The sequence below is a fragment of the Streptomyces sp. NPDC059002 genome (genome assembly GCF_042740435.1).
Classification (GTDB): domain Bacteria; phylum Actinomycetota; class Actinomycetes; order Streptomycetales; family Streptomycetaceae; genus Streptomyces.
The window spans coordinates 53,914-71,610 of sequence record NZ_JBHYJI010000049.1; the positions used below are offsets into that span (position 1 = coordinate 53,914).

General features: G+C 72.2%; 17 protein-coding genes and 1 riboswitch. Of the genes, 8 read left to right on the forward strand and 9 right to left on the reverse strand.

The window, feature by feature from the left end; genetic code table 11:
- Positions 1 to 87: 87 nt before the first annotated feature.
- From pknB to thiO, 4 genes are all read right to left on the reverse strand, one after another.
- Positions 88 to 2,040 carry a Stk1 family PASTA domain-containing Ser/Thr kinase gene (pknB, locus tag ACFWZ2_RS32680; RefSeq protein ID WP_384551838.1) on the reverse strand — a complete coding sequence of 651 codons (1,953 nt, stop codon included), beginning with the start codon at positions 2,038 to 2,040 and terminating at the stop codon, positions 88 to 90.
- A 102-nt stretch (positions 2,041 to 2,142) separates the two neighbouring features.
- Entirely contained in the window at positions 2,143 to 2,937 is a 795-nt protein-coding gene (locus tag ACFWZ2_RS32685) for a thiazole synthase (RefSeq protein WP_384551840.1), read from the reverse strand.
- Positions 2,938 to 2,944: 7 nt separating this feature from the next.
- A complete protein-coding gene (gene thiS, locus ACFWZ2_RS32690) occupies positions 2,945 to 3,166 on the reverse strand; it encodes a sulfur carrier protein ThiS (protein WP_384551842.1) in 222 nt (73 codons plus the stop codon).
- Positions 3,163 to 4,377 carry a glycine oxidase ThiO gene (gene thiO / locus ACFWZ2_RS32695; protein ID WP_384551843.1) on the reverse strand — a complete coding sequence of 405 codons (1,215 nt, stop codon included), beginning with the start codon at positions 4,375 to 4,377 and terminating at the stop codon, positions 3,163 to 3,165. Before thiO ends, thiS begins: the two co-directional genes overlap by 4 nt.
- A riboswitch (TPP riboswitch) is annotated at positions 4,375 to 4,488 on the reverse strand. Its footprint overlaps the gene before it by 3 nt.
- Before the next feature lie 184 nt (positions 4,489 to 4,672).
- Here thiO and ACFWZ2_RS32700 point away from each other — a divergent pair.
- From ACFWZ2_RS32700 to ACFWZ2_RS32720, 5 genes are all read left to right on the forward strand, one after another.
- Complete coding sequence (locus ACFWZ2_RS32700) at positions 4,673 to 5,842, forward strand: NAD(P)/FAD-dependent oxidoreductase (RefSeq protein ID WP_384551872.1); 1,170 nt, start codon at positions 4,673 to 4,675, stop codon at positions 5,840 to 5,842.
- A 149-nt stretch (positions 5,843 to 5,991) separates the two neighbouring features.
- Complete coding sequence (locus tag ACFWZ2_RS32705) at positions 5,992 to 6,357, forward strand: Rv2175c family DNA-binding protein (protein WP_384551845.1); 366 nt, start codon at positions 5,992 to 5,994, stop codon at positions 6,355 to 6,357.
- A gap of 99 nt (positions 6,358 to 6,456) precedes the next feature.
- The gene (gene thiE, locus ACFWZ2_RS32710) at positions 6,457 to 7,119 is read left to right on the forward strand and encodes a thiamine phosphate synthase (RefSeq protein WP_384551847.1); all 663 of its coding nucleotides are present in this window, start codon (positions 6,457 to 6,459) and stop codon (positions 7,117 to 7,119) included.
- Positions 7,120 to 7,222: 103 nt separating this feature from the next.
- Positions 7,223 to 8,140 carry a methylenetetrahydrofolate reductase [NAD(P)H] gene (metF, locus tag ACFWZ2_RS32715; protein WP_384551849.1) on the forward strand — a complete coding sequence of 306 codons (918 nt, stop codon included), beginning with the start codon at positions 7,223 to 7,225 and terminating at the stop codon, positions 8,138 to 8,140.
- 51 nt (positions 8,141 to 8,191) lie between these two features.
- Positions 8,192 to 9,079, forward strand: a complete 888-nt coding sequence (locus ACFWZ2_RS32720) for a hypothetical protein (protein ID WP_384551851.1) — start codon at positions 8,192 to 8,194, stop codon at positions 9,077 to 9,079.
- Positions 9,080 to 9,104: 25 nt separating this feature from the next.
- Here ACFWZ2_RS32720 and ACFWZ2_RS32725 read toward each other — a convergent pair whose 3' ends face one another.
- The 5 genes from ACFWZ2_RS32725 to ACFWZ2_RS32745 form a co-directional block, all read right to left on the reverse strand.
- Complete coding sequence (locus ACFWZ2_RS32725) at positions 9,105 to 10,628, reverse strand: phytoene desaturase family protein (protein WP_384551853.1); 1,524 nt, start codon at positions 10,626 to 10,628, stop codon at positions 9,105 to 9,107.
- 62 nt (positions 10,629 to 10,690) lie between these two features.
- Positions 10,691 to 11,305, reverse strand: a complete 615-nt coding sequence (locus ACFWZ2_RS32730) for a DUF4126 domain-containing protein (protein ID WP_384551854.1) — start codon at positions 11,303 to 11,305, stop codon at positions 10,691 to 10,693.
- Between the two features lie 371 nt (positions 11,306 to 11,676).
- A complete protein-coding gene (locus tag ACFWZ2_RS32735) occupies positions 11,677 to 12,297 on the reverse strand; it encodes a TetR/AcrR family transcriptional regulator (protein ID WP_384551856.1) in 621 nt (206 codons plus the stop codon).
- A gap of 47 nt (positions 12,298 to 12,344) precedes the next feature.
- Positions 12,345 to 14,429, reverse strand: coding sequence for a YhgE/Pip family protein (locus ACFWZ2_RS32740; RefSeq protein ID WP_384551858.1), 2,085 nt, complete (start codon positions 14,427 to 14,429; stop codon positions 12,345 to 12,347).
- The gene (locus ACFWZ2_RS32745) at positions 14,401 to 15,198 is read right to left on the reverse strand and encodes an ATP-binding cassette domain-containing protein (protein WP_384551860.1); all 798 of its coding nucleotides are present in this window, start codon (positions 15,196 to 15,198) and stop codon (positions 14,401 to 14,403) included. The genes ACFWZ2_RS32740 and ACFWZ2_RS32745 overlap by 29 nt, the downstream gene beginning before the upstream one ends.
- Positions 15,199 to 15,358: 160 nt before the next feature.
- On the opposite strand from ACFWZ2_RS32745, the gene ACFWZ2_RS32750 reads away from it, so the two are divergent.
- The 3 genes from ACFWZ2_RS32750 (at position 15,359) to ACFWZ2_RS32760 (ending at position 17,511) form a co-directional block, all read left to right on the forward strand.
- Entirely contained in the window at positions 15,359 to 15,886 is a 528-nt protein-coding gene (locus ACFWZ2_RS32750) for an SAV_6107 family HEPN domain-containing protein (protein ID WP_384551862.1), read from the forward strand.
- Between the two features lie 98 nt (positions 15,887 to 15,984).
- A complete protein-coding gene (locus tag ACFWZ2_RS32755; RefSeq protein WP_384551864.1) occupies positions 15,985 to 16,821 on the forward strand; it encodes a class I SAM-dependent methyltransferase in 837 nt (278 codons plus the stop codon).
- Positions 16,822 to 17,097: 276 nt separating this feature from the next.
- Positions 17,098 to 17,511 (forward strand): DUF3040 domain-containing protein, encoded by a 414-nt coding sequence (locus tag ACFWZ2_RS32760; protein WP_384551866.1) that lies wholly within the window; start codon positions 17,098 to 17,100, stop codon positions 17,509 to 17,511.
- Positions 17,512 to 17,697: the final 186 nt, after the last annotated feature.

Sequence of the window (17,697 nt, forward strand, 5' to 3'; positions counted from 1 at the left end):
GCTCCAGGGTGGCACGCGCGCGTAGGGGCTCCGGCAGCGGTCCACCCGGTCCGCGGGCCCAGGCGGTCAGGGCCCGCGGCCGGTGGCTCAGCGGATCTTGATGGTGATCGTCGAACCCTTGGGCGCCTTGTCGCCGCCGTCCACCGACTGGTCCTTCACGGTGTCGCCGAAGATGCCGAGCAGACCGCGGTCCTCGTCCACGTCGAAGCCCGCGTCCTCGAGCGCGGAGGTGGCCTCGCCGACCTTCATGCCGGTCACGTCCGGGACCTCGATCATCTCGGGGCCCTTGGAGAGCGTCAGCTTGACCGTGTCGCCCTCGGCGAGCGTCTTGCCGTCGCGGGGGGACTGCTCGACGACGGTGCCCTTGTCCTCGTCCGAGTAGACCCGCTCCGTCGCGATCTCCGGCTTGAGACCGGCCTCCTCCAGCTCGGCGACGGCGTCCTCCTCGGAATCGCCCGTCACGTCCGGGGTCTCGATCGGTGCGCCCTTGGAGACGACGATGGCGATCGCCGAACCGGCCTTGCGCGTGAAGCCCGCCCGCGGCTCCGTGCTGATCACGGCCCCCTTCTTGACGCTCTCGCTGAAGGACTTGGTGACCATGCCCGGTTCGAGCCCGGAGTTCTTCAGCTCCTTCTTGGCCGTCGCCAGCGGGATGCCCTTGACGTCCGGAACCTTGACGTTCTCCGGGCCGCGCGACACGGTCAGCGTCACCTTGCCGTTGTCACGGATGCGCTGGCCCACGGCCGGGTCGCTGGCCATGACCGTGCCGCGCTTGTCGGTGTCGCTGAACTCGCGCTTGATCTCCTTCACGTCGAGCCCGGCCTCTTCGAGCCGCTGCTTCGCCTGCGCCTCGGTCTTCGACAGCAGCGGCGGGACCTTCGTGAACTGGCCGGAGTTGATGTACCAGACGCCCGCGCCGAGCCCCAGGACCAGGAACACGGCGGCGATCACGGCGACCATCCGGCGGCGCGGGTCGAGCCGCCTGCGGGAGGCCGCCCGGGTGGGGGCGGGCGGGCCGGGCGGGGGCGGCGCAAGGATGCTGGTGCGGTTGAGCGCGTCCTGGCCGTCCTGCCCGTTCTCCTCCGGCAGCGCCAGCTGGACGGGCCGCACCGCGCGCGGGATCACGCTCGTGCGGTCCTCCGCGTTGTCGTGGTCCGTCGTGTGCGCCTGCGGCGGCACCGCGTCCAGCTGCTCCTCGGACAGGACGGCCCGGCTCTGCCTGAGCTGCCCGAGCAGCGCCACCGCGTCGTAGGGCCGGACGTCGGGCGTGCGGGCCGTGGCGGACGCGACCAGCTCGTCGAGTTCGTAGGCGAGCCCGGGGACGGCCGCCGACGGGGGCGGCACGTCCTCGTTGAGGTGCTGGTAGAGCACCTGGGCCGGGGAGTCGCCGGAGTGCGGCTTGGCGCCGGTCAGCATTTCGTAGAGCACGACCCCGCACGCGTACACGTCGACGCGGGTGTCCGCCGTGCCGTGCTCGATCTGCTCGGGGGCGAGATAGGAGACGGTTCCCAGGACGGTGCCGGTCGTGTTCGTGACGGTGTCCACCGCGCGCACGAGCCCGAAGTCGGCGACCTTGACCCGGCCGTCGTCCCCTATGAGTACGTTCTCGGGCTTCATGTCGCGGTGCACGAACCCGGCGCGGTGCGCGGCGCCGAGTGCCGCGAGGACCGGCTCCAGGATGTCGAGCGCGGCGCGGGGCTGCAGGGCGCCGCGCTCGCGCAGGACGTCGCGCAGGGTGCAGCCCGCGATGTACTCCATCGCCAGGTAGACGTACGACCCGTCCGTGCCCTGGTCGAAGACGCCGACCACGTTCGGGTGGGAGAGGCGGGCGACCGATTTGGCCTCGCGGATGAAGCGGTCGACGAAGGAGGCGTCCGCCGCCAGCGTCGGGTGCATCACCTTGAGCGCGAGCACGCGGTCCAGGCGGGTGTCCACGGCCCGGTAGACCGTGGCCATGCCGCCGACCGCGATGCGCCCGTCGATCCGGTAACGGCTGTCGAGCAGCTGCCCGACGAGGGGGTCCTGAAGGGTCGTGTCCACGCAGGGGAGTCTACGAGCCCGCACTGTCGGCGCCGCCCGCGCGGATGCTCTGCGGCCAGACTGCAGCGGAGCTGTGACCGTCACCGGGGATCACGTCGGCGTTCAGAAGGCCGGCCGCTCCGGATCCAGCCTGGCCATGCCCTCCCCGGGAGACGACGCCTCCGCGAAGTGCCGCCGCGGGATCCGCCCCGCCCGGTGCGCGAGGCGCCCCGCCTCGACGCCGTGCCGCATGGCCTCCGCCATCAGGACCGGCTCCTGGGCCCGCGTCACCGCGGAGGCGAGCATCACACCCGCGCACCCCAGCTCCATCGCGAGCGTCGCGTCGGAAGCCGTGCCCGCGCCCGCGTCCAGGATCACCGGCACGCGCGCGTGCTCCACGATCAGCTGGAAGTTGTGCGGGTTGCGGATGCCGAGCCCGGAGCCGATGGGGGAGCCGAGCGGCATGATCGCCGCGCAGCCCACGTCCTCCAGCTTCCGCGCGAGCACCGGGTCGTCGTTCGTGTACGGAAGGACCGTGAAGCCGTCGTCGACCAGGACCTCGGCGGCGTCCAGGAGCTCGACCGGATCGGGCAGCAGCGTGCGCTCGTCGGCGATCACCTCCAGCTTCACCAGATCCGTGCCGAGCGCTTCGCGCGCGAGGCGGGCGGTCAGGACGGCCTCGCCCGCGGTGAAGCAGCCCGCCGTGTTCGGCAGGACGCGGATGCCGAGCCGGTCGAGCACGGAGAGCACCGAGCCCTGCACGCCCGGGTCGAGGCGGCGCATCGCGACGGTGGTCAGCTCGGTGCCGGACGCGACGAGGGACCGTTCGAGGACGTCGAGGCTCGGCGCCCCGCCCGTGCCCATGATCAGGCGCGAGGAGAGGGTGAGGCCGCCGATGACGAAGGGGTCGTCTGCCATGGCCGGTTCAGCCTCCCTGCACTGCGGTGAGTACTTCGACGCGGTCGCCCGCGCTGAGCGCCGTGGTGGACCACCGCGCGCGCGGGACGACGGTTTCGTTGAGGGCGGCGGCCACTCCGGAGTGGGCCGAGGTCAGGGTGGCGACGAGCGCTCCGAGCGTGGTGCCGGGGGCGACGTCCCGTACCTCTCCGTTGAGGGAGACGGCGACGGACACAGGTGTGGTGGTCATACGGGCTGCTCCGTAAGGGCGGCAGAAGTGGCGGGGGAGGGGGCGCAGGGAGAGTCGGCGAAGCGCCGTGGGGTGAACGGGCGCGCCTCGTCCGGCAGTTCGCCGGTGGTGAGGGCGTGTGCCATCACGTCACCCGTGACCGGCGTCAGCAGGACGCCGTTGCGGAAGTGGCCGGTGGCCAGCTGAAGCCCCGCGAGACGCGTCGGGCCGAGCATCGGCGCGTTGTCGGGGGAGCCGGGGCGCAGTCCCGCGCGGGTCTCGGTGAGCGGCAGTTCCGTGATGCCGGGGACGAGTTCATGCGCGTCCCTGAGCAGTTCGTAGACGCCGCCCGCGGTGACCGTGGTGTCCCAGCCGAGCTCCTCGCTGGTCGCGCCGACGACGAGCTCGCCGTTCTCGCGCGGCACGAGGTAGACATGGCCGCCGCGCACGACGGCGCGCACGGTGCGGCTCAGGAACGGCGCGTACGCCTTCGGCACCGTCAGCCGGAGCACCTGCCCCTTCACGGGGCGCACGGGCGGCAGGACGTCGTCGGGGACGTCCGCGAGGCGCCCGCTGAGGCTGCCCGCGGCGAGCACGGTCTGGTCCGCGGTCAGCTCGGTGCCGTCCGCGGTGACGATGCCGCGGGCCCGGTCGCGTACGACCGAGAGGCGCTCGGCCCAACCGCGGTGGAAGACCACACCGGCCCGCTCGCAGGCCACCACGAGCGCCGCTGCGAGCCGGCGCGGATCGACCTGGTGGTCGCCGTCGACCCGCAGCCCGCCGCGCACGCCGGGCGCCAGCATCGGCTCCAGGCGCCGGCAGTCGCGGCCGCTCAGCCACTCCGATGCGAGCCCCGAACGCCGCTGCAGCGCGTGCAGTTCACGCAGGTGGGCACGGTCGTCCGAGTCGAGCGCGACGGCGAGCGTGCCGCACGCGCGGTAGCCGAGGTCGCGCCCGCTCGCCTCGGTCAGCTCGGCGGCGAAGTCCGGATAGCGCCGCGCGGATTCGAGGTTGAGGCCGAGCAACGTCTGCTCGCCGTAGTGGAGTTCGGTGACGGCGGCCAGCATGCCCGCGGCGACCTGCGCGGCGCCGCCGCCGGGCTCGGGGTCCACCACCGTGGTGGACAGACCGCGCTGCGCGGCCCGCCAGGCCGTGACCAGGCCGATGATGCCGCCCCCGACGACCAGGACGTCTGCTGTGGTGGCGGATGGTGTCGTCGTACGTGGATGCATGGGCGTCCAGCCCCTCCCTTCGCCGGCATGACCCGGATCAGGTTCGTACGGTCGGAGGCCGTCCCAGCCTCCCTCTCAGCCCGGTGCGTCCGGGCTCCCGCGAGTGCTCTGCACCGGCCACCCTAGCCCGTCGCTTCCTGCCGCAGTAGGGGAGCTGTCCGGGTATGCGCAGTGACGGTGTGTCAAAGATCTCCTCCTGCGCCTCTGAATGCGGGCGGGGCCGTCGTCCTAAGGTGATCGGGTGAGCGACCAGCAGAGGCACGCAGAGCGGCACGTCGTCATCGTCGGCGCGGGGATGGCCGGGGTGCAGACCGCGGTCGCCCTGCGCGAGCAGGGGTTCACCGGCGGGGTCACCCTGGTCGGCGCGGAACCCCACCAGCCGTACGACAGGCCGCCGCTGTCCAAGGCGGTGCTGCTCGGCAAGGCGGAGGGCTCCGCTTTCGACATCGACTTCGAGGCGCTGGGCATCACCCTCGACCTCGGCCGCGAGGTCACCGGGGTGCGCCCCGCCGACCATGAACTGGACACCGCGCAGGGCCCCATCACGTACGACGTCCTGGTCCTCGCGACCGGCGCCGAACCGATCCGGCTGCCGGGCACCGAAGGCGTCCCCGGCGTCCACCTCCTGCGCACCCTCGACGACGCCGAGCGGCTGCGGCCCGTGCTCGCCGAGCAGCACGACGTCGTGGTCGTCGGCGCGGGCTGGATCGGCGCCGAGTTCGCCACCGCCGCGCGCGAGGCGGGCTGCGCGGTCACCGTGGTCGAGGCCGCGGAACGCCCGCTCGCGGGAGCGCTGCCCGCCGAGGTGGCGGCGCCCATGGAGGACTGGTACGCGGACTCCGGAGCCGTGCTGCGCACCCACGCGCGCGTGGAGAGCGTCGAGCCCGGCACCGTGGTCCTCGCCGACGGCACGCGACTGCCCGCGGGCGCCGTCGTCGTCGGCATCGGCGCCCGCCCCGCCACGGCCTGGCTCACCGGCTCCGGCATCGAGCTCGGCACCCGCAGGGAGGTCGTGGCCGACGCGGGACTGCGCACCTCCGCGCCCGACGTGTACGCGGTCGGCGACTGCTCCTCCTTCCCCTCCGGCAGGTACGGCGAGCGCCTGCTCGTCCACCACTGGGACAACGCCCTGCAGGGCCCGCGCACGGTGGCGGCGAACATCATCGGTGAGGCCCCCGCGTCGTACGACCCCGTGCCGTACTTCTGGTCGGAGCAGTTCGGCCGCTTCGTGCAGTACGCGGGCCATCACGCGGCCGCCGACAAGCTGATCTGGCGCGGCGACCCGACCACCGCGGCCTGGTCGGTCTGCTGGCTCCGCGAGGGCGCCCTGGTCGCCGTCCTGGCCGTGGGCCGCCCCCGCGACCTGGCCCAGGGCCGCAAACTCATCGAGGCGGGCGCACACCTGGACCCCACTCTCGCATCGGACCCGTCGGTCCCTCTGAAGAAGGCGGAACTGCACCTCTGACGGCGGCGGGGCCCCGTTAAGGGGCGCGGGGAACTGCGCGAGCAACCAGAACGAACCCGCACCCGACACACAAGGGCCCCCGCCCTCGGCCCTCGGCCCCGAGAAGCCTCCCCCAGCTCCAGGCCCCCGGCCAGCGATACGCTTGACCCGTGACCGAGATTGACGCAAAGACCGATGCTCTCGTCCCCGCCTGGCTCCACCTGCCCGACATCGCCGAAATGCTCGATGTCGAGGTGACGCGTGTGCGCCAGCTGGTCAAGGAGGGCCAGCTGATCGCCGTACGCCGTGGTGAGAACCGCGCGCTTCAGGTGCCGGCCGCCTTCATCGACGGCGACAAGGTCGTCAAGGGCCTCGTCGGCACCCTGACGCTCCTGAAGGACGACGGTTTCTCCGACGAAGAGATGCTCGAGTGGCTCTTCACCCCCGACCCGACCCTGCCCGGCACCCCCGCGCAGGCTCTGAGCGAGAATCGCGGCACGGAGGTGAAGCGCCGCGCCCAGGCGCTCGCCGTCTGACCTGAACGAACCGTCCGACGCACGGGGCCGCGGGTGGTGCGCACACCGCATCACCGGCGGCCCCGTGCGCACCGACACCGACAACGGGGGGACCTCTCCATGGCCACCAAGCCCGCGGCCGTACGGCTCGCCGACGCCCGGCTCTACCTGTGCGTGGACGCCCGCAAGCGCCAAGGAGACCTCCCGGAGTTCCTCGACGCGGTCCTCGCGAACGGCGTCGACATCGTGCAGCTGCGCGACAAGGGCATGGAGGCAGGCGAGGAGCTGGAACACCTCGAGGTCTTCCGCGACGCCTGCCGCAGGCACGGCAAGCTCCTCGCCGTGAACGACCGCGCGGACGTCGCGCACGCCATCGGCGCGGACGTGCTGCACCTGGGCCAGGGGGACCTGCCCGTCCCCGCGGCCCGCGCCATCCTCGGCGGCGCCAGCGACGACGTGCTGGTCGGCCGCTCCACGCACGCCGAGTCCGAGGCCGCGGCGGCCGCCGTGCAGGACGGCGTGGACTACTTCTGCACCGGCCCGTGCTGGCCCACGCCCACCAAGCCGGGCCGCCACGCCCCGGGCCTCGACCTGGTCAGGTACACGGCATCGCTGGGCACGGACCGCCCGTGGTTCGCGATCGGCGGCATCGACGCGGGCAATCTGGACGAGGTGCTCGAAGCGGGTGCGTCCCGTGTCGTCGTGGTCCGCGCGATCACGGAGGCGGACGACCCGGGTGCGGCGGCCGCGGATCTCGCGAAGCGCATACGTACGCTTGTGTGAGCAACAGCCCGGGAGTGTCCGATCCGTGGACAACAGTCTGACAAAGCGGACAAATCACTGAGGCGTGGTTGGGGGACCGCCGCAGCCTGGCTAACCTGCCGGTATGGCCCTAGGCACAGCTTCCACCAGGACTGACCGCGCACGCACCGTGCGTGACATGCTCGCGATCGGCAAGACGACGTACTCCTTCGAGTTCTCCGCGCCGAAGACGCCGAAGGGCGAGCGGAATCTGTGGAACGCGCTGCGCCGGGTCGAGGCGGTCGCGCCCGACTTCGTCTCCGTGACGTACGGGGCCGGTGGCTCGACCCGCACCGGCACGGTCAAGGAGACCCAGCAGATCGTCGCCGACACGACACTGACACCGGTCGCCCACCTGACCGCGGTCGACCACTCCGTGGCCGAACTGCGCAACATCATCGGGCAGTACGCGGACGCGGGCATCAGGAACATGCTCGCGGTCCGCGGCGACCCGCCCGGCGACCCGCTCGGCGACTGGATCGCCCACCCCGAAGGCCTCACCTACGCCGCCGAACTGGTCGAGCTCATCAAGGAGTCCGGGGACTTCTGCGTGGGCGTCGCGGCCTTCCCCGCGATGCATCCGCGCTCGCCCGACTGGGAGTCCGACACCCGGCACTTCATCGACAAGTGCCGGGCCGGCGCGGACTACGCGATCACGCAGATGTTCTTCGACCCCGAGGAGTACCTGCGGCTGCGCGACCGCGTCGAGGCCGCGGGCTGCCGGACGCCGATCATCCCCGAGATGATGCCGGTCACCAACGTCCGCCAGCTCGACCGGCTGCCCCAGCTCAGCAACGCCGTATTCCCGGCCGAACTGAAAGAGCGCATCCTCTCGGTCAAAGACGATCCGGCCGCTGTACGCTCCATTGGCATCGAGTTCGCAACGGAGTTCTGCGCGCGGTTGCTGGCCGAAGGCGTGCCGGGACTGCACTTCATCACGCTCAACAACTCCACGGCGACGCTGGAAATCTACGAAAATCTGGGCCTGCACCACCAGGCCTGAACGGTCGTACCCCCGTACCCATGGGGACGGCCGCAGGGGAGAGGGGCGTACATGGGCTGGACGGTCCTCTACATCGCGTTCGGCATCGTCGCGCTGTGGCTGCTGGGCGAGGTGCTGCTGCAGTACAAGGCAAGGCTGCGCTGGCGGCTGCTGGCCTTCGTGGGCTTCCTCGGTGTCGTCCTCGGTGTGCTGATGCCGTCGGTGTGGGTCATCGGGCTGGGCGCCATCGCCTTCGCCACGGGCCAGACGTATGTGACGCTGTCGTTCCGCAAGGGCTTCTCCACGGGATGGGCCCTCGGCGGGCAGCCGGGCCTGAGCAAGCGCCGCAGGGCGTCCTCGCGGGGCGCCGCGCAGGGTGCGGCCGCCCAGGACCCGACGCTCCAGGTCTCCGACGTGGAGTACGAGGTCCCGCCGCCGCCCGCGCACGACCCCGGAGCCCCCGGCGGTCCCGGCGTCTACGAGCCGGAGCCGATGCCCGACGACACCGGTCAGTACGGCGTGTACAGCGACTCGGCGTACGCCCAGCAGCAGCCGGCCGCCGACGACTATCAGAGCGACGGCTACGGATACGACGCCGCCGCCTTCACCGGGTACGACCAGCCTGCCTACGGGTACGACGAGACCGCGGGCCAGCAGCAGTACGCCGCGTACTCCGACCCGTACATCGGCACGCAGACGTACGGCGCGCGGCAGAGCTACGACACCTACGGCGACCAGCAGCAGTACGCGCCGTACGGCGGCGACACCTACGACGGGCTCGACGCACTCGGCGGCACCTACCAGGAGACGCCGCCCGGCGGGGTCTGGGTGCCGCAGCAGCGCTCCACCGACGACCCGTACGGCGGTGAACTCCCGCCGGAGCAGCCCTATCCGTACCAGGGCGGGACCGCCGGGGGCTACGACAGCTCGGGCTACAACGAGCAGCAGTACCGGTACTGAATCCGCGCCGTACCGATTCCGCGGCTCACTGGGAGCCGCGGAACTCCGGCCCCTCGACGATCAGCCCGGCGACCAGCGTGCCCGACATGCCCGCGTGCGGCAGGCCGCCGCCGGGGTGGGACCAGCCGCCGACCGCGTAAAGCCCTTGCAGGCGCGTGCTGTTGGACGGGTGCAGCAGTCTGCCGTCGGCCGCGGCGAGCGTGGGGGCGGGGACCGAGCCGCCGCCGGCGCCGGTGGCCTCCGCGATGTCCGCGGGGGTGCGGACCTCGTGCCACAGAAGCCGCTCGCGCAGGCCGGGAACGGCCCGCTCGGCTTGGTCGATGAGGTGCTCGGCCCGCGCGGCGAAGGCGTCGCGCGACGCCTGGTCCTGGGCGGCACGGAACGCGGGCACCGTGGCGGTCAGCGTGACCGCCTCATGCGCGTCGTCCGGCACCGACCCGGGGTCGCCGGGCCGCGTCACGGTGACCGTGGGGCGCGCCGCCATGGCGGCGCCGCCGCCGAACAGGCGGTCCAACTCGTCCGCGCGGTCCGCGGCATGCACCACCGTCCGATGCGGCGTGCCCTCGGGGCGGCCGCCGGACAGGGCGAGCAGGACCGTGAGGCGGCTGGGCAGGCCGGACTGCGCGGGGGCGTCATCCGCGGCCTGGATCTCCACACCGGGCAGCATGCCGTCCAGGGCGGCGGGGGCGACCCCGGCGACGACGAAGTCCGCCTCGGCCGTGCTGCCGTCCGCGAGCTCCACGCCCGCCGCGCGGCCGTCCTTCGCCACGATCCGGGTCACCGCCGCGCCGAACACGAACTCGACCCGGCGGGCCAGACACCGCTCGTACACGGCCCTGGCCAGGGCGCGCATGCCGCCCCCGACCGACCAGGTGCCGAAGGTCTGCGCCATGTACGGCAGGACCGCCGCGCTCGCCGGGGCCGTCCGGGGATCGAGGCCGTCCACGAGCGCGAAGTGCTCCAGGAGCGCCCGCAGCCGGGGATCGCCGCCCAGCTCGAACTCGGCGATCTCGCTCAGCGTGACCGCACGCCGCTCGCGGCGCAGCAGCCGCTTCTGGGCCACCGAGGGGTACGGCTCACGCTCGGCGAACACCTTCCAGTCCGCCCACAGCGGCTCTTCCAGGAGAGGGCGGCGGGTGCGGTCCCAGGCTTCCCGCGCGCGGTTCATGAAGGCCGCCCAGCGGGCACCCGCGCCGTCCCCGAGGGCCGCGTCCAGGGCCTCGCCGACGCCCGCCCGCGAGGCGTTCGGCAGGTCCGCGGTGGTGCCGTCCGCGAAGACATGGCGCACGGCGGGCTCCACCTGGGAGAGCTCGACGCACTTCTCCAGGGGCTCCTTGCCCGTCTTGACGAACAAGTCGCGGTAGACCGCGGGGAGCTGGAGCAGTCCCGGTCCGGTGTCGAAGGAGAAGCCGTCCCGCTCGACGCGGCCGAGCGCGCCGCCGTACGTCTCCCCGCGTTCGTACACCACCACCCGGTGGCCCGCGACGGCCAGCCGGGCGGCGGCCGTCATCGCGCCCATCCCGGCGCCGATCACCACAATCCGTGCCATGCCAGGGACTTTATCGGCCGCCACTGACAGTCACGCCGGAGCCCCGGTCCCGGGCGCCCGGCTCAGGGCGGCGGTGGTCCCACCTGGCCCGCGAGCCGCTTCTCCTCGCGCCGCTGCGCCCTGCGCCGCAGGAACCGCCGGATCCGCGAGACGAGGAAGAGCAGTATCAGCAGGCCGAGCAGCAGGAGCACGGCCGCGATGATCGCCGCCGCCTCCGGATAGAACATTGCGAAGGTGATGATCCCGCCGACCCCGAGGTCCTCGGCCAGGCTCAGCACGATGTTGCTGAACGGCTCGGGCGAGGTGTTGACCGCCATCCGCGTTCCGGCCTTCACCGCATGGCTGGCCAGCGCCGTCGACCCGCCCACCGCGCCCGCGGCCAGGTCGGACAGGGACCCGCTCTGCCCCGCGAGCAGCGCCCCGACCACGGCACCGGAGACCGGCCGGATCACGGTGTGCACCGTGTCCCACACCGAGTCGACGTACGGGATCTTGTCGGCGACGGCCTCGCAGGCGAAGAGCACACCGGCGGCGATCAGCACGTCGGGTCTCTGGAGCGACTCCGGCACCTCGTCGGTGAGCCCGGTCGCGCCGAAGACGCCGAGCAGCAGGACCACGGCATACGCGTTGATCCCGCTCGCCCAGCCGCTGGTGAACACCAAGGGGAGTACGGACACGGACGCGATCGTAGCCAGTCGGGCATCCCTTGGCTTGGGGATGAGTGCGCAGGCCTGAGTATCCGTACCTAGTGAGTGAGATGAGTACCTGCGCGGATGGGCCCCCACCTGCGCAGACGGAAGAGTGAGGGGCACGGAGAAGGGCGCAGCGCCGGCACCGCCGACACGGGGCGGCGGAACGGTGCGGCGCCCTTGGCCGCTCCTCCCGCCGAAAGGTGGGAGTGAGACACGGGGGTGACTCGGGGGGACGACCACACGGGGGTCGTACGGGGGTTACGGGGGAACACGAAGAAAGCACCGGCCCGGCGCCGCCTGGAGAGCCAGGAGGCGCCGGGCCGGTGCCGTTGTGTGACGTGGTGACGTGGGCCGGGCTACGCGCGCGTGCCGCTGACCCGGCCCTGCAGCAGGCGCGACAGTGCCGCGTGCACGTCGTCCAGCGAGCGCTCCGGCTGGAAGGCCTGCCAGTCCAGGGCGGCCACCAGGACCATGCCGACGAGCGCGGCGGCCGTCAGCGGGATGTCGATCTCCTCGCTGAGCTCGCCGTTGTCGACTCCCGCCCGCAGGACGTCCTCGACGACCGCGACGGCCTGCTGCCTGACCACGAGGAGCGTGGACTGCCAGGCCCGGTTGGTCCGCCAGAGCTCGGCCACGTACAGCTGGGTGAAGGCCGGGTAGCGGTTGATGAAGACGAGACCGGCCCTGATCATCGCGTCCAGGGCGTCGACCTTGCTGCCGCCGCTCCTGCCCGCCTCCTCCGCAGCCTCCTTCAGGGAGGCGGTCAGGAGGCCGACCCCGTGCCGCAGCAGCTCTTCGAAGAGGACCGATTTGCTCGCGAAGTTGTAGTAGACGGTGCCCTTCGCGACCCCGGCCCGTTCGGCGATCTCGTCGACCGTCGTGGCGGAGAAGCCCTGTTCCGCGATGAGGGTGACGGCGGCCTCGTAGAGCTTCTGCCGGGTGGCCTCGCGCCGGGTGCTGCCTGCACTGCTGTCCATGGCCTTGATTCTCACAGGTCTCGCCGGGCTGCCCGGACCCGCCGTGCTCACAGGCTCAGCTCCGGGTGCAGCCGGTCCAGGGTCCACACCTGCTTGCGCCGCGCGGAGACCGCGGTGAGCGCGAGGGCGCCGAGGGTGAAGGCCGCAAGGACCGCACAGCCCTGCCAGACGGGACCGAGGCCGCCGCCCGTGATGAGTCTCCGGAGAGCCTCGACGACGTAACTCATCGGCAAGTAGGGGTGGATCGCGCTGAAGAAGCCGGGGCTCGTCTGGACGGGGTACGTGCCGCCCGCCGAGGTCAGCTGCAGCATCAGCACGGCGAGGACGAGGATCCGGCCTGCCGCTCCGAAGCGGGCGTTCAGCCACTGCACGATCGCCGCGAAGCACGCCGTCACCAGGCAGAGGAAGCCGACCGTCCCGGCCGCCCGCGCCATCTGCAGGCCAAGTCCCCAGTGCAGGACGGAGAGCAGGGCCGCCGTCTGGAGCACGCCGAGCGCCGCCACCGGGAGCCAGCCCGCAAGCGCGATGCGCCACGCGGAAGCGCCCGCGGCGAGCGCGCGCCGGTTCAGCGGCTGGATCAGCATGTACGCCACCATCGCGCCGACCCACAGGGACAGCGGGATGAAGTACGGCGCGAAGCCCGTGCCGTAGTTGGGCGCCTTGTGCATCGACTGGGAGGCCAGCTGCACGGGGTCGGCCATGACGTCGGTCCGCTCGTCGCGGTCCTTCTTGTCGTAGTCGGGGATCTTCTTGACGCCGTCGTGCAGCCCGCCGGACAGCTCGGCGGAGCCGTCGGCCAGCTTGAACATGCCGCCCTTGAGGTCGCTCGCGCCCGTCTCCAGCTTGCCGACGCCCGTGTCCAGGTCGGTGGCGCCGGTCTTGGCGGTGCCGAGGCCGGAGTGCAGCTTCGTGGCGCCCTTGGCGACCTTGCCCGCGCCCTTGTTGAGGTCGTGGATCTGGGTGACGGCCTTGTCCAGGTCCTCGTCGAGGTGCGGCGCGCGGTCGGCGAGCTGCTGCGACTTCTTCTGCAGCGTGGCGAGGTGCTTGTCGAGCTGCTTGACGTCGCTGTGCTGGTCCTTGATGACGTCGTTCAGGTCGTCCGCGATGGTCGACACGTTCTCCGCGGCTTCCTTGACGTTCTTGAACGTCGGGCACCGTGGACTGGGCACGGGCGCCGTCTCGCACTGCTCCGTGTAGAACGCGTCGATGACCGCGGAGCTGTCCTTCGCGGTCTTGGCGGCGCCGGGCGCGAGCTCGACCCACTTGTCCAGGTTGTGGCGCATCGCCTTGGAGGAGTCGGCGACGAGCTGGGCCGTGTCCCCGATGGTCTTGCCGTTGTCCTTCAGGAAGGGCCGCACCTGGTCCGCGGTGCCGTCGACCTTGTCGGCGAGCCGCTGTGTGCCGTCCGAGACCCGCTTCGCGCCGACCTCCAGATCGCCCGCGCCCTTGTGCAGCTTCTTGACGCCGTCGGCCAGATCGCCGCTGCCGTCCTTGGCGTCCTGCAGACCGTTCGCGAGGTCCTTGGAGCCCTTCTTCGCCTTGCCGATGCCGCTGTCGAGCTTGTCGGCGCCCTCGGCGGCCTTCTGCGTCGCGCCGTGGATGTCGGAGAACGAGATGAAGATCTTGTCGAGGAAGCCGCGGGACGCCTTCGTGGACGCGGCGGAGCGCACCTCGGAGAAGACCGTCCGCGAGATCTGCCCGACGATGTAGTTGTTGGCGTCGTTCGTACGGACCCGAAGGGCACCCGTCTCCGGAGAGTCCCCCGAACTCGACGCGATGCGCTTGCTGAAGTCCGACGGCATGGTCAGCGACAGGTAGTACGTCCCGTCCTCGACGCCCTTGCGCGCCTCGTCGTCGCTCACCTCGTGCCAGTCGAAGGTCTTGCTGTCGCGCAGCCCTTCGACGATGTTGTCGCCCGCCGTGAGCTTCTTGCCCGCGGCGGTGGCCCCCTTGTCGTCGTTGACGAGCGCCACGGGGATGCGGTCGAGGCGGCCGTACGGGTCCCAGAAGGACCACAGGTACAGCGCGCCGTACAGCAGCGGCAGCAGCAGGAGCGCGACGAGCGCGGCGCGCGGCAGCTTCCCCCTGCCGAAGCGCCTGAGCTCAAGCGCGGCCAGCTTCGGCGAGCGCATCCGCCGTCTCCTTGTCGTCGTCGGTGCCTTCGGGGGTGCCCTGGTGGTCTGCCGCGGTGTCCTTGGCGCCGGTGCGGACCACGACCGCGCCCTCGGGCGCCTCGCTGCACACCGCCACGACGGTCGTCCCGCTGTCGGCGAGGGACTTCAACAGCCCCCAGGCCTCGGCCCGTTCGGCGTCCGACAGCTTCAGGTCGGTGTCGTCGACGCCGAGCACGCGCGGCCTGCCGATCAGCGCGAGGGCTAGGGAGAGCCGCAGTGCCTCCAGGCGTTCCAGGTCGCGCACGGCGGTCCGCCGCCCCTTGGGGAGGGTCTCCATGTCGAGCCCCGCGGCGGTCAGCGCGGTGTCGATCCGCAGCTTCGTCTCGTTCACGCGCTCGGCGCGCGGCCGCAGGAGCCCCCGCAGCGAACCGCCGAACCGCCGCTCAAGGAGCGCCCGTTCGTGCAGGTGCTCGGCGACGGTCAGCGCCGGGTCGAGGTCGGTGACACCGGGTACGGGGCCGAGCCCGCTGATCCGGCGCACCGAGGCCAGCTGTTTGGGCAGCCGGAGGCGGCCGACGGACGCCCGGCCCTCGGTGGCGCGCATCCGGCCCGTCAGGGCGAGCAGCAGACAGGTGCGCCCCGACCCCGACGGGCCTTCGAGCGCGATCAGTGAGCCGGACTCCGCGTCGATGTCGATGCCGCGGAACGCCCAGCCGCGCGGGCCCTTGAGCCCGAAGCCTTCGGCAGTGACGGCGGCTCCGCGCACACCGTCGGTCGGACCGTCCACAGTCCCCCCAGACCCCTCTTTTGAACTGACTGGTCAGTGCAAAAGTTAGCCCGAACCTCCGGTCGAGGCAAAAGACCAGGTCAGGGCCGATTGTCAGTGGCGTACTCCACGATGGGCACATACGGCCACTGCGCCGTCACACGACGACAGGAGGTTCGTCATGGCCAGGAGTTCCGCAGCAGCCGCACACCGGCACCGCGCCGTAGGCCCTGTCTCCTCACTGACCGGCCCGGCGAGCGATGTCCACCCCGTCCTGCGCCGCGCGACCGCCCCGCCCGCCGCCCTCGAACTGCTCGCCCAGGCCCGCGCCGGACTCGACGAGGCCGCCCGCCTGGACACCCCGAACGAGCGCTATGCCACCGCCCACCTCGCCGCCCTGCGCACCGCGGCCGCCGTGCTCGCCGCCCGCGGCAGGCCGGAGACCAGCCCGCGCCGCAGGCAGCGCATCCGCAGCGCCTGGGAAGTGCTCCCCGAGATAGCCCCCGAACTGGCCGAGTGGAGCGCCCTGTTCGCCTCGGGGGCCGCCCGCAGGGCCCGCGCGGAGGCGGGCATCCAGGGCGCGGCCACCGTCCGCGCCGCCGACGACCTGCTCCGTGACGTCGCGATGTTCCTGCGCCTCGTCGAGCGGATGCTGGTCCTCCAGCCCGTGCTGCCGCAGCCCAGGCAGGAGCCGCCGGACGCGGTCTGACCGGCGCGTCCGTGCCATGGGACGGGTGGCCGGGGCACCGCGCGCCAGGCAATAGGGTGGGAGGCGACCGAATCCCACGCGTCGAGGAGTCAACTGCCGTGTCGGACCCGATGCGCCCGCCCGTCTCCCCCCACCAGCCTCAAACGGCGTCGCTGCGCTCTGACCCCCCTCGTCCCCGCGCCGCGCTCCGTACCGCCGTGGTCTGGGACGTCCTGAAGGACGCCCTCGACCGTCGGGTCAAGGTCACGGGCCGGGAGTCACGCACCGAACTCGATGTGCTCGACACGGGAGGCGGCAGCGGCAACTTCGCGGTGCCGGTCGCCCTCCTCGGTCACCGCGTCACCGTCGTCGACCCCAGCCCGAACGCCCTCTTCGCCCTGGAGCGCAGGGCCGCCGAGGCCGGCGTCGCCGATCGCGTACGGGGTGTGCAGGGCGATGTCCTCGGCCTCTTCGACGTCGTCGAGCGGGGCGGCTTCGACGCGGTCCTGTGCCACGGCGTCCTGGAGTACGTGGACGACCCGGCCGAGGGCGTGCGCATCGCCGTCGACGCGCTGCGCCCCTCCGGCGTGCTCAGCCTGCTGGGCGCGGGCCTCGGCGGGGCCGTGCTCGCGCGCGCCCTCGCGGGCCACTTCAAGGAGGCGCAGACCGCGCTCACGGACCCGGCGGGCCGCTGGGGCGAGGGCGACCCCGTGCCCCGGCGCTTCACCGCCGACCAGCTCACCGAGCTGGTCGAGGCGGCGGGTGTGCGGGTGGACGCGGTGCACGGCGTGCGGGTCTTCGCCGACCTGGTTCCCGGGGTCCTCGTGGACACCGAGCCGGGCGCCCTGGAGGCCCTCCTCAAGCTGGAGGCCGCCGCCGCGGAACTGCCCGCCTTCCACTCCGTGGCCACCCAGCTGCATGTCCTCGGTGAGGCGCGGGAGCCCGCCGGGGCGTGAGGTACGCCTGTGGCTGCCCCCGCTGATCAGCGGCGCAGCCGCACATGGAGTACGCCACAGGCCCCCCGAACGGGCTACCGGCGCCGTATGATCGAGGGACACCGTCCTGCATGACGGTTCGGCCGTTGGGGAATGCACGTTTCAGCGAGCCGGACCGGCGTGAAGGTCCGGTTTGGCGAAGTTGGCGCAGAGGGGCGGGTTTCACGGGGGCGATTCCCTGCCTATCCTGAAGGGGACCCCCGGTCGCCCCGGCGACTGCACGATGAGGAGGACTCCGTGCCGCTCTCGGAGCACGAGCAGCGCATGCTCGAGCAAATGGAGCGAGCGCTGTACGCCGAAGATCCCAAGTTCGCGACAGCGCTTGAGGGAAGCGGGCTGCGTACGTACACCCGGAAGCGGGTCTACCAAGCGGTCGCGGGCTTCCTGGTGGGCATCGCCCTTCTCATGGCCGGAATGGTCGCCCAGCAGATCTGGATCAGCGTGGTGGGATTCCTCGTCATGCTGGGCTGCGCGGTGCTGGCCGTCACCGGTTGGCGCAAGGCGCCGAAGCCGGGCGAACAGCCCTCGGGCGCGGCCGCGGCGCAGGGCGGGGCACAGACCCGTCGGCAGACCCGGCAGCGCCGCTCCGTGATGGACCGGATCGAGCAGCGCTGGCAGCGCCGCCGAGACGAACAGCAGGGTGGTCAGTGAGTCCGGCGCCGATGCGCTGACCTGACGGACCCGACAGACATGTGTACGGACCCGACAGACATGTGTGAGGGGGGGGGCGCCCCCGGGCGGGGGCCCCCCCCCCACTCGGAGCCAGGGACCCCCCCCCCCCGGGCGGGGTTTAAAAAAAAACCACCCCACACACAAAAAAACAAAAAGGAAAACGAA

Excerpts from the sequence above, each read along its gene's own strand:
- metF (WP_384551849.1), top strand. The coding sequence starts at position 7,223 with ATGGCCCTAGGCACAGCTTCCACCAGGACTGACCGCGCACGCACCGTG.
- thiO (WP_384551843.1), bottom strand. The coding sequence starts at position 4,377 with ATGCATCCACGTACGACGACACCATCCGCCACCACAGCAGACGTCCTG.
- thiS (WP_384551842.1), bottom strand. The coding sequence starts at position 3,166 with ATGACCACCACACCTGTGTCCGTCGCCGTCTCCCTCAACGGAGAGGTA.
- ACFWZ2_RS32740 (WP_384551858.1), bottom strand. The coding sequence starts at position 14,429 with ATGCGCTCGCCGAAGCTGGCCGCGCTTGAGCTCAGGCGCTTCGGCAGG.
- ACFWZ2_RS32750 (WP_384551862.1), top strand. The coding sequence starts at position 15,359 with ATGGCCAGGAGTTCCGCAGCAGCCGCACACCGGCACCGCGCCGTAGGC.
- thiE (WP_384551847.1), top strand. The coding sequence starts at position 6,457 with ATGGCCACCAAGCCCGCGGCCGTACGGCTCGCCGACGCCCGGCTCTAC.
- ACFWZ2_RS32685 (WP_384551840.1), bottom strand. The coding sequence starts at position 2,937 with ATGGCAGACGACCCCTTCGTCATCGGCGGCCTCACCCTCTCCTCGCGC.
- ACFWZ2_RS32700 (WP_384551872.1), top strand. The coding sequence starts at position 4,673 with ATGGCCGGGGTGCAGACCGCGGTCGCCCTGCGCGAGCAGGGGTTCACC.
- ACFWZ2_RS32720 (WP_384551851.1), top strand. The coding sequence starts at position 8,192 with ATGGGCTGGACGGTCCTCTACATCGCGTTCGGCATCGTCGCGCTGTGG.
- ACFWZ2_RS32725 (WP_384551853.1), bottom strand. The coding sequence starts at position 10,628 with ATGGCACGGATTGTGGTGATCGGCGCCGGGATGGGCGCGATGACGGCC.
- ACFWZ2_RS32735 (WP_384551856.1), bottom strand. The coding sequence starts at position 12,297 with ATGGACAGCAGTGCAGGCAGCACCCGGCGCGAGGCCACCCGGCAGAAG.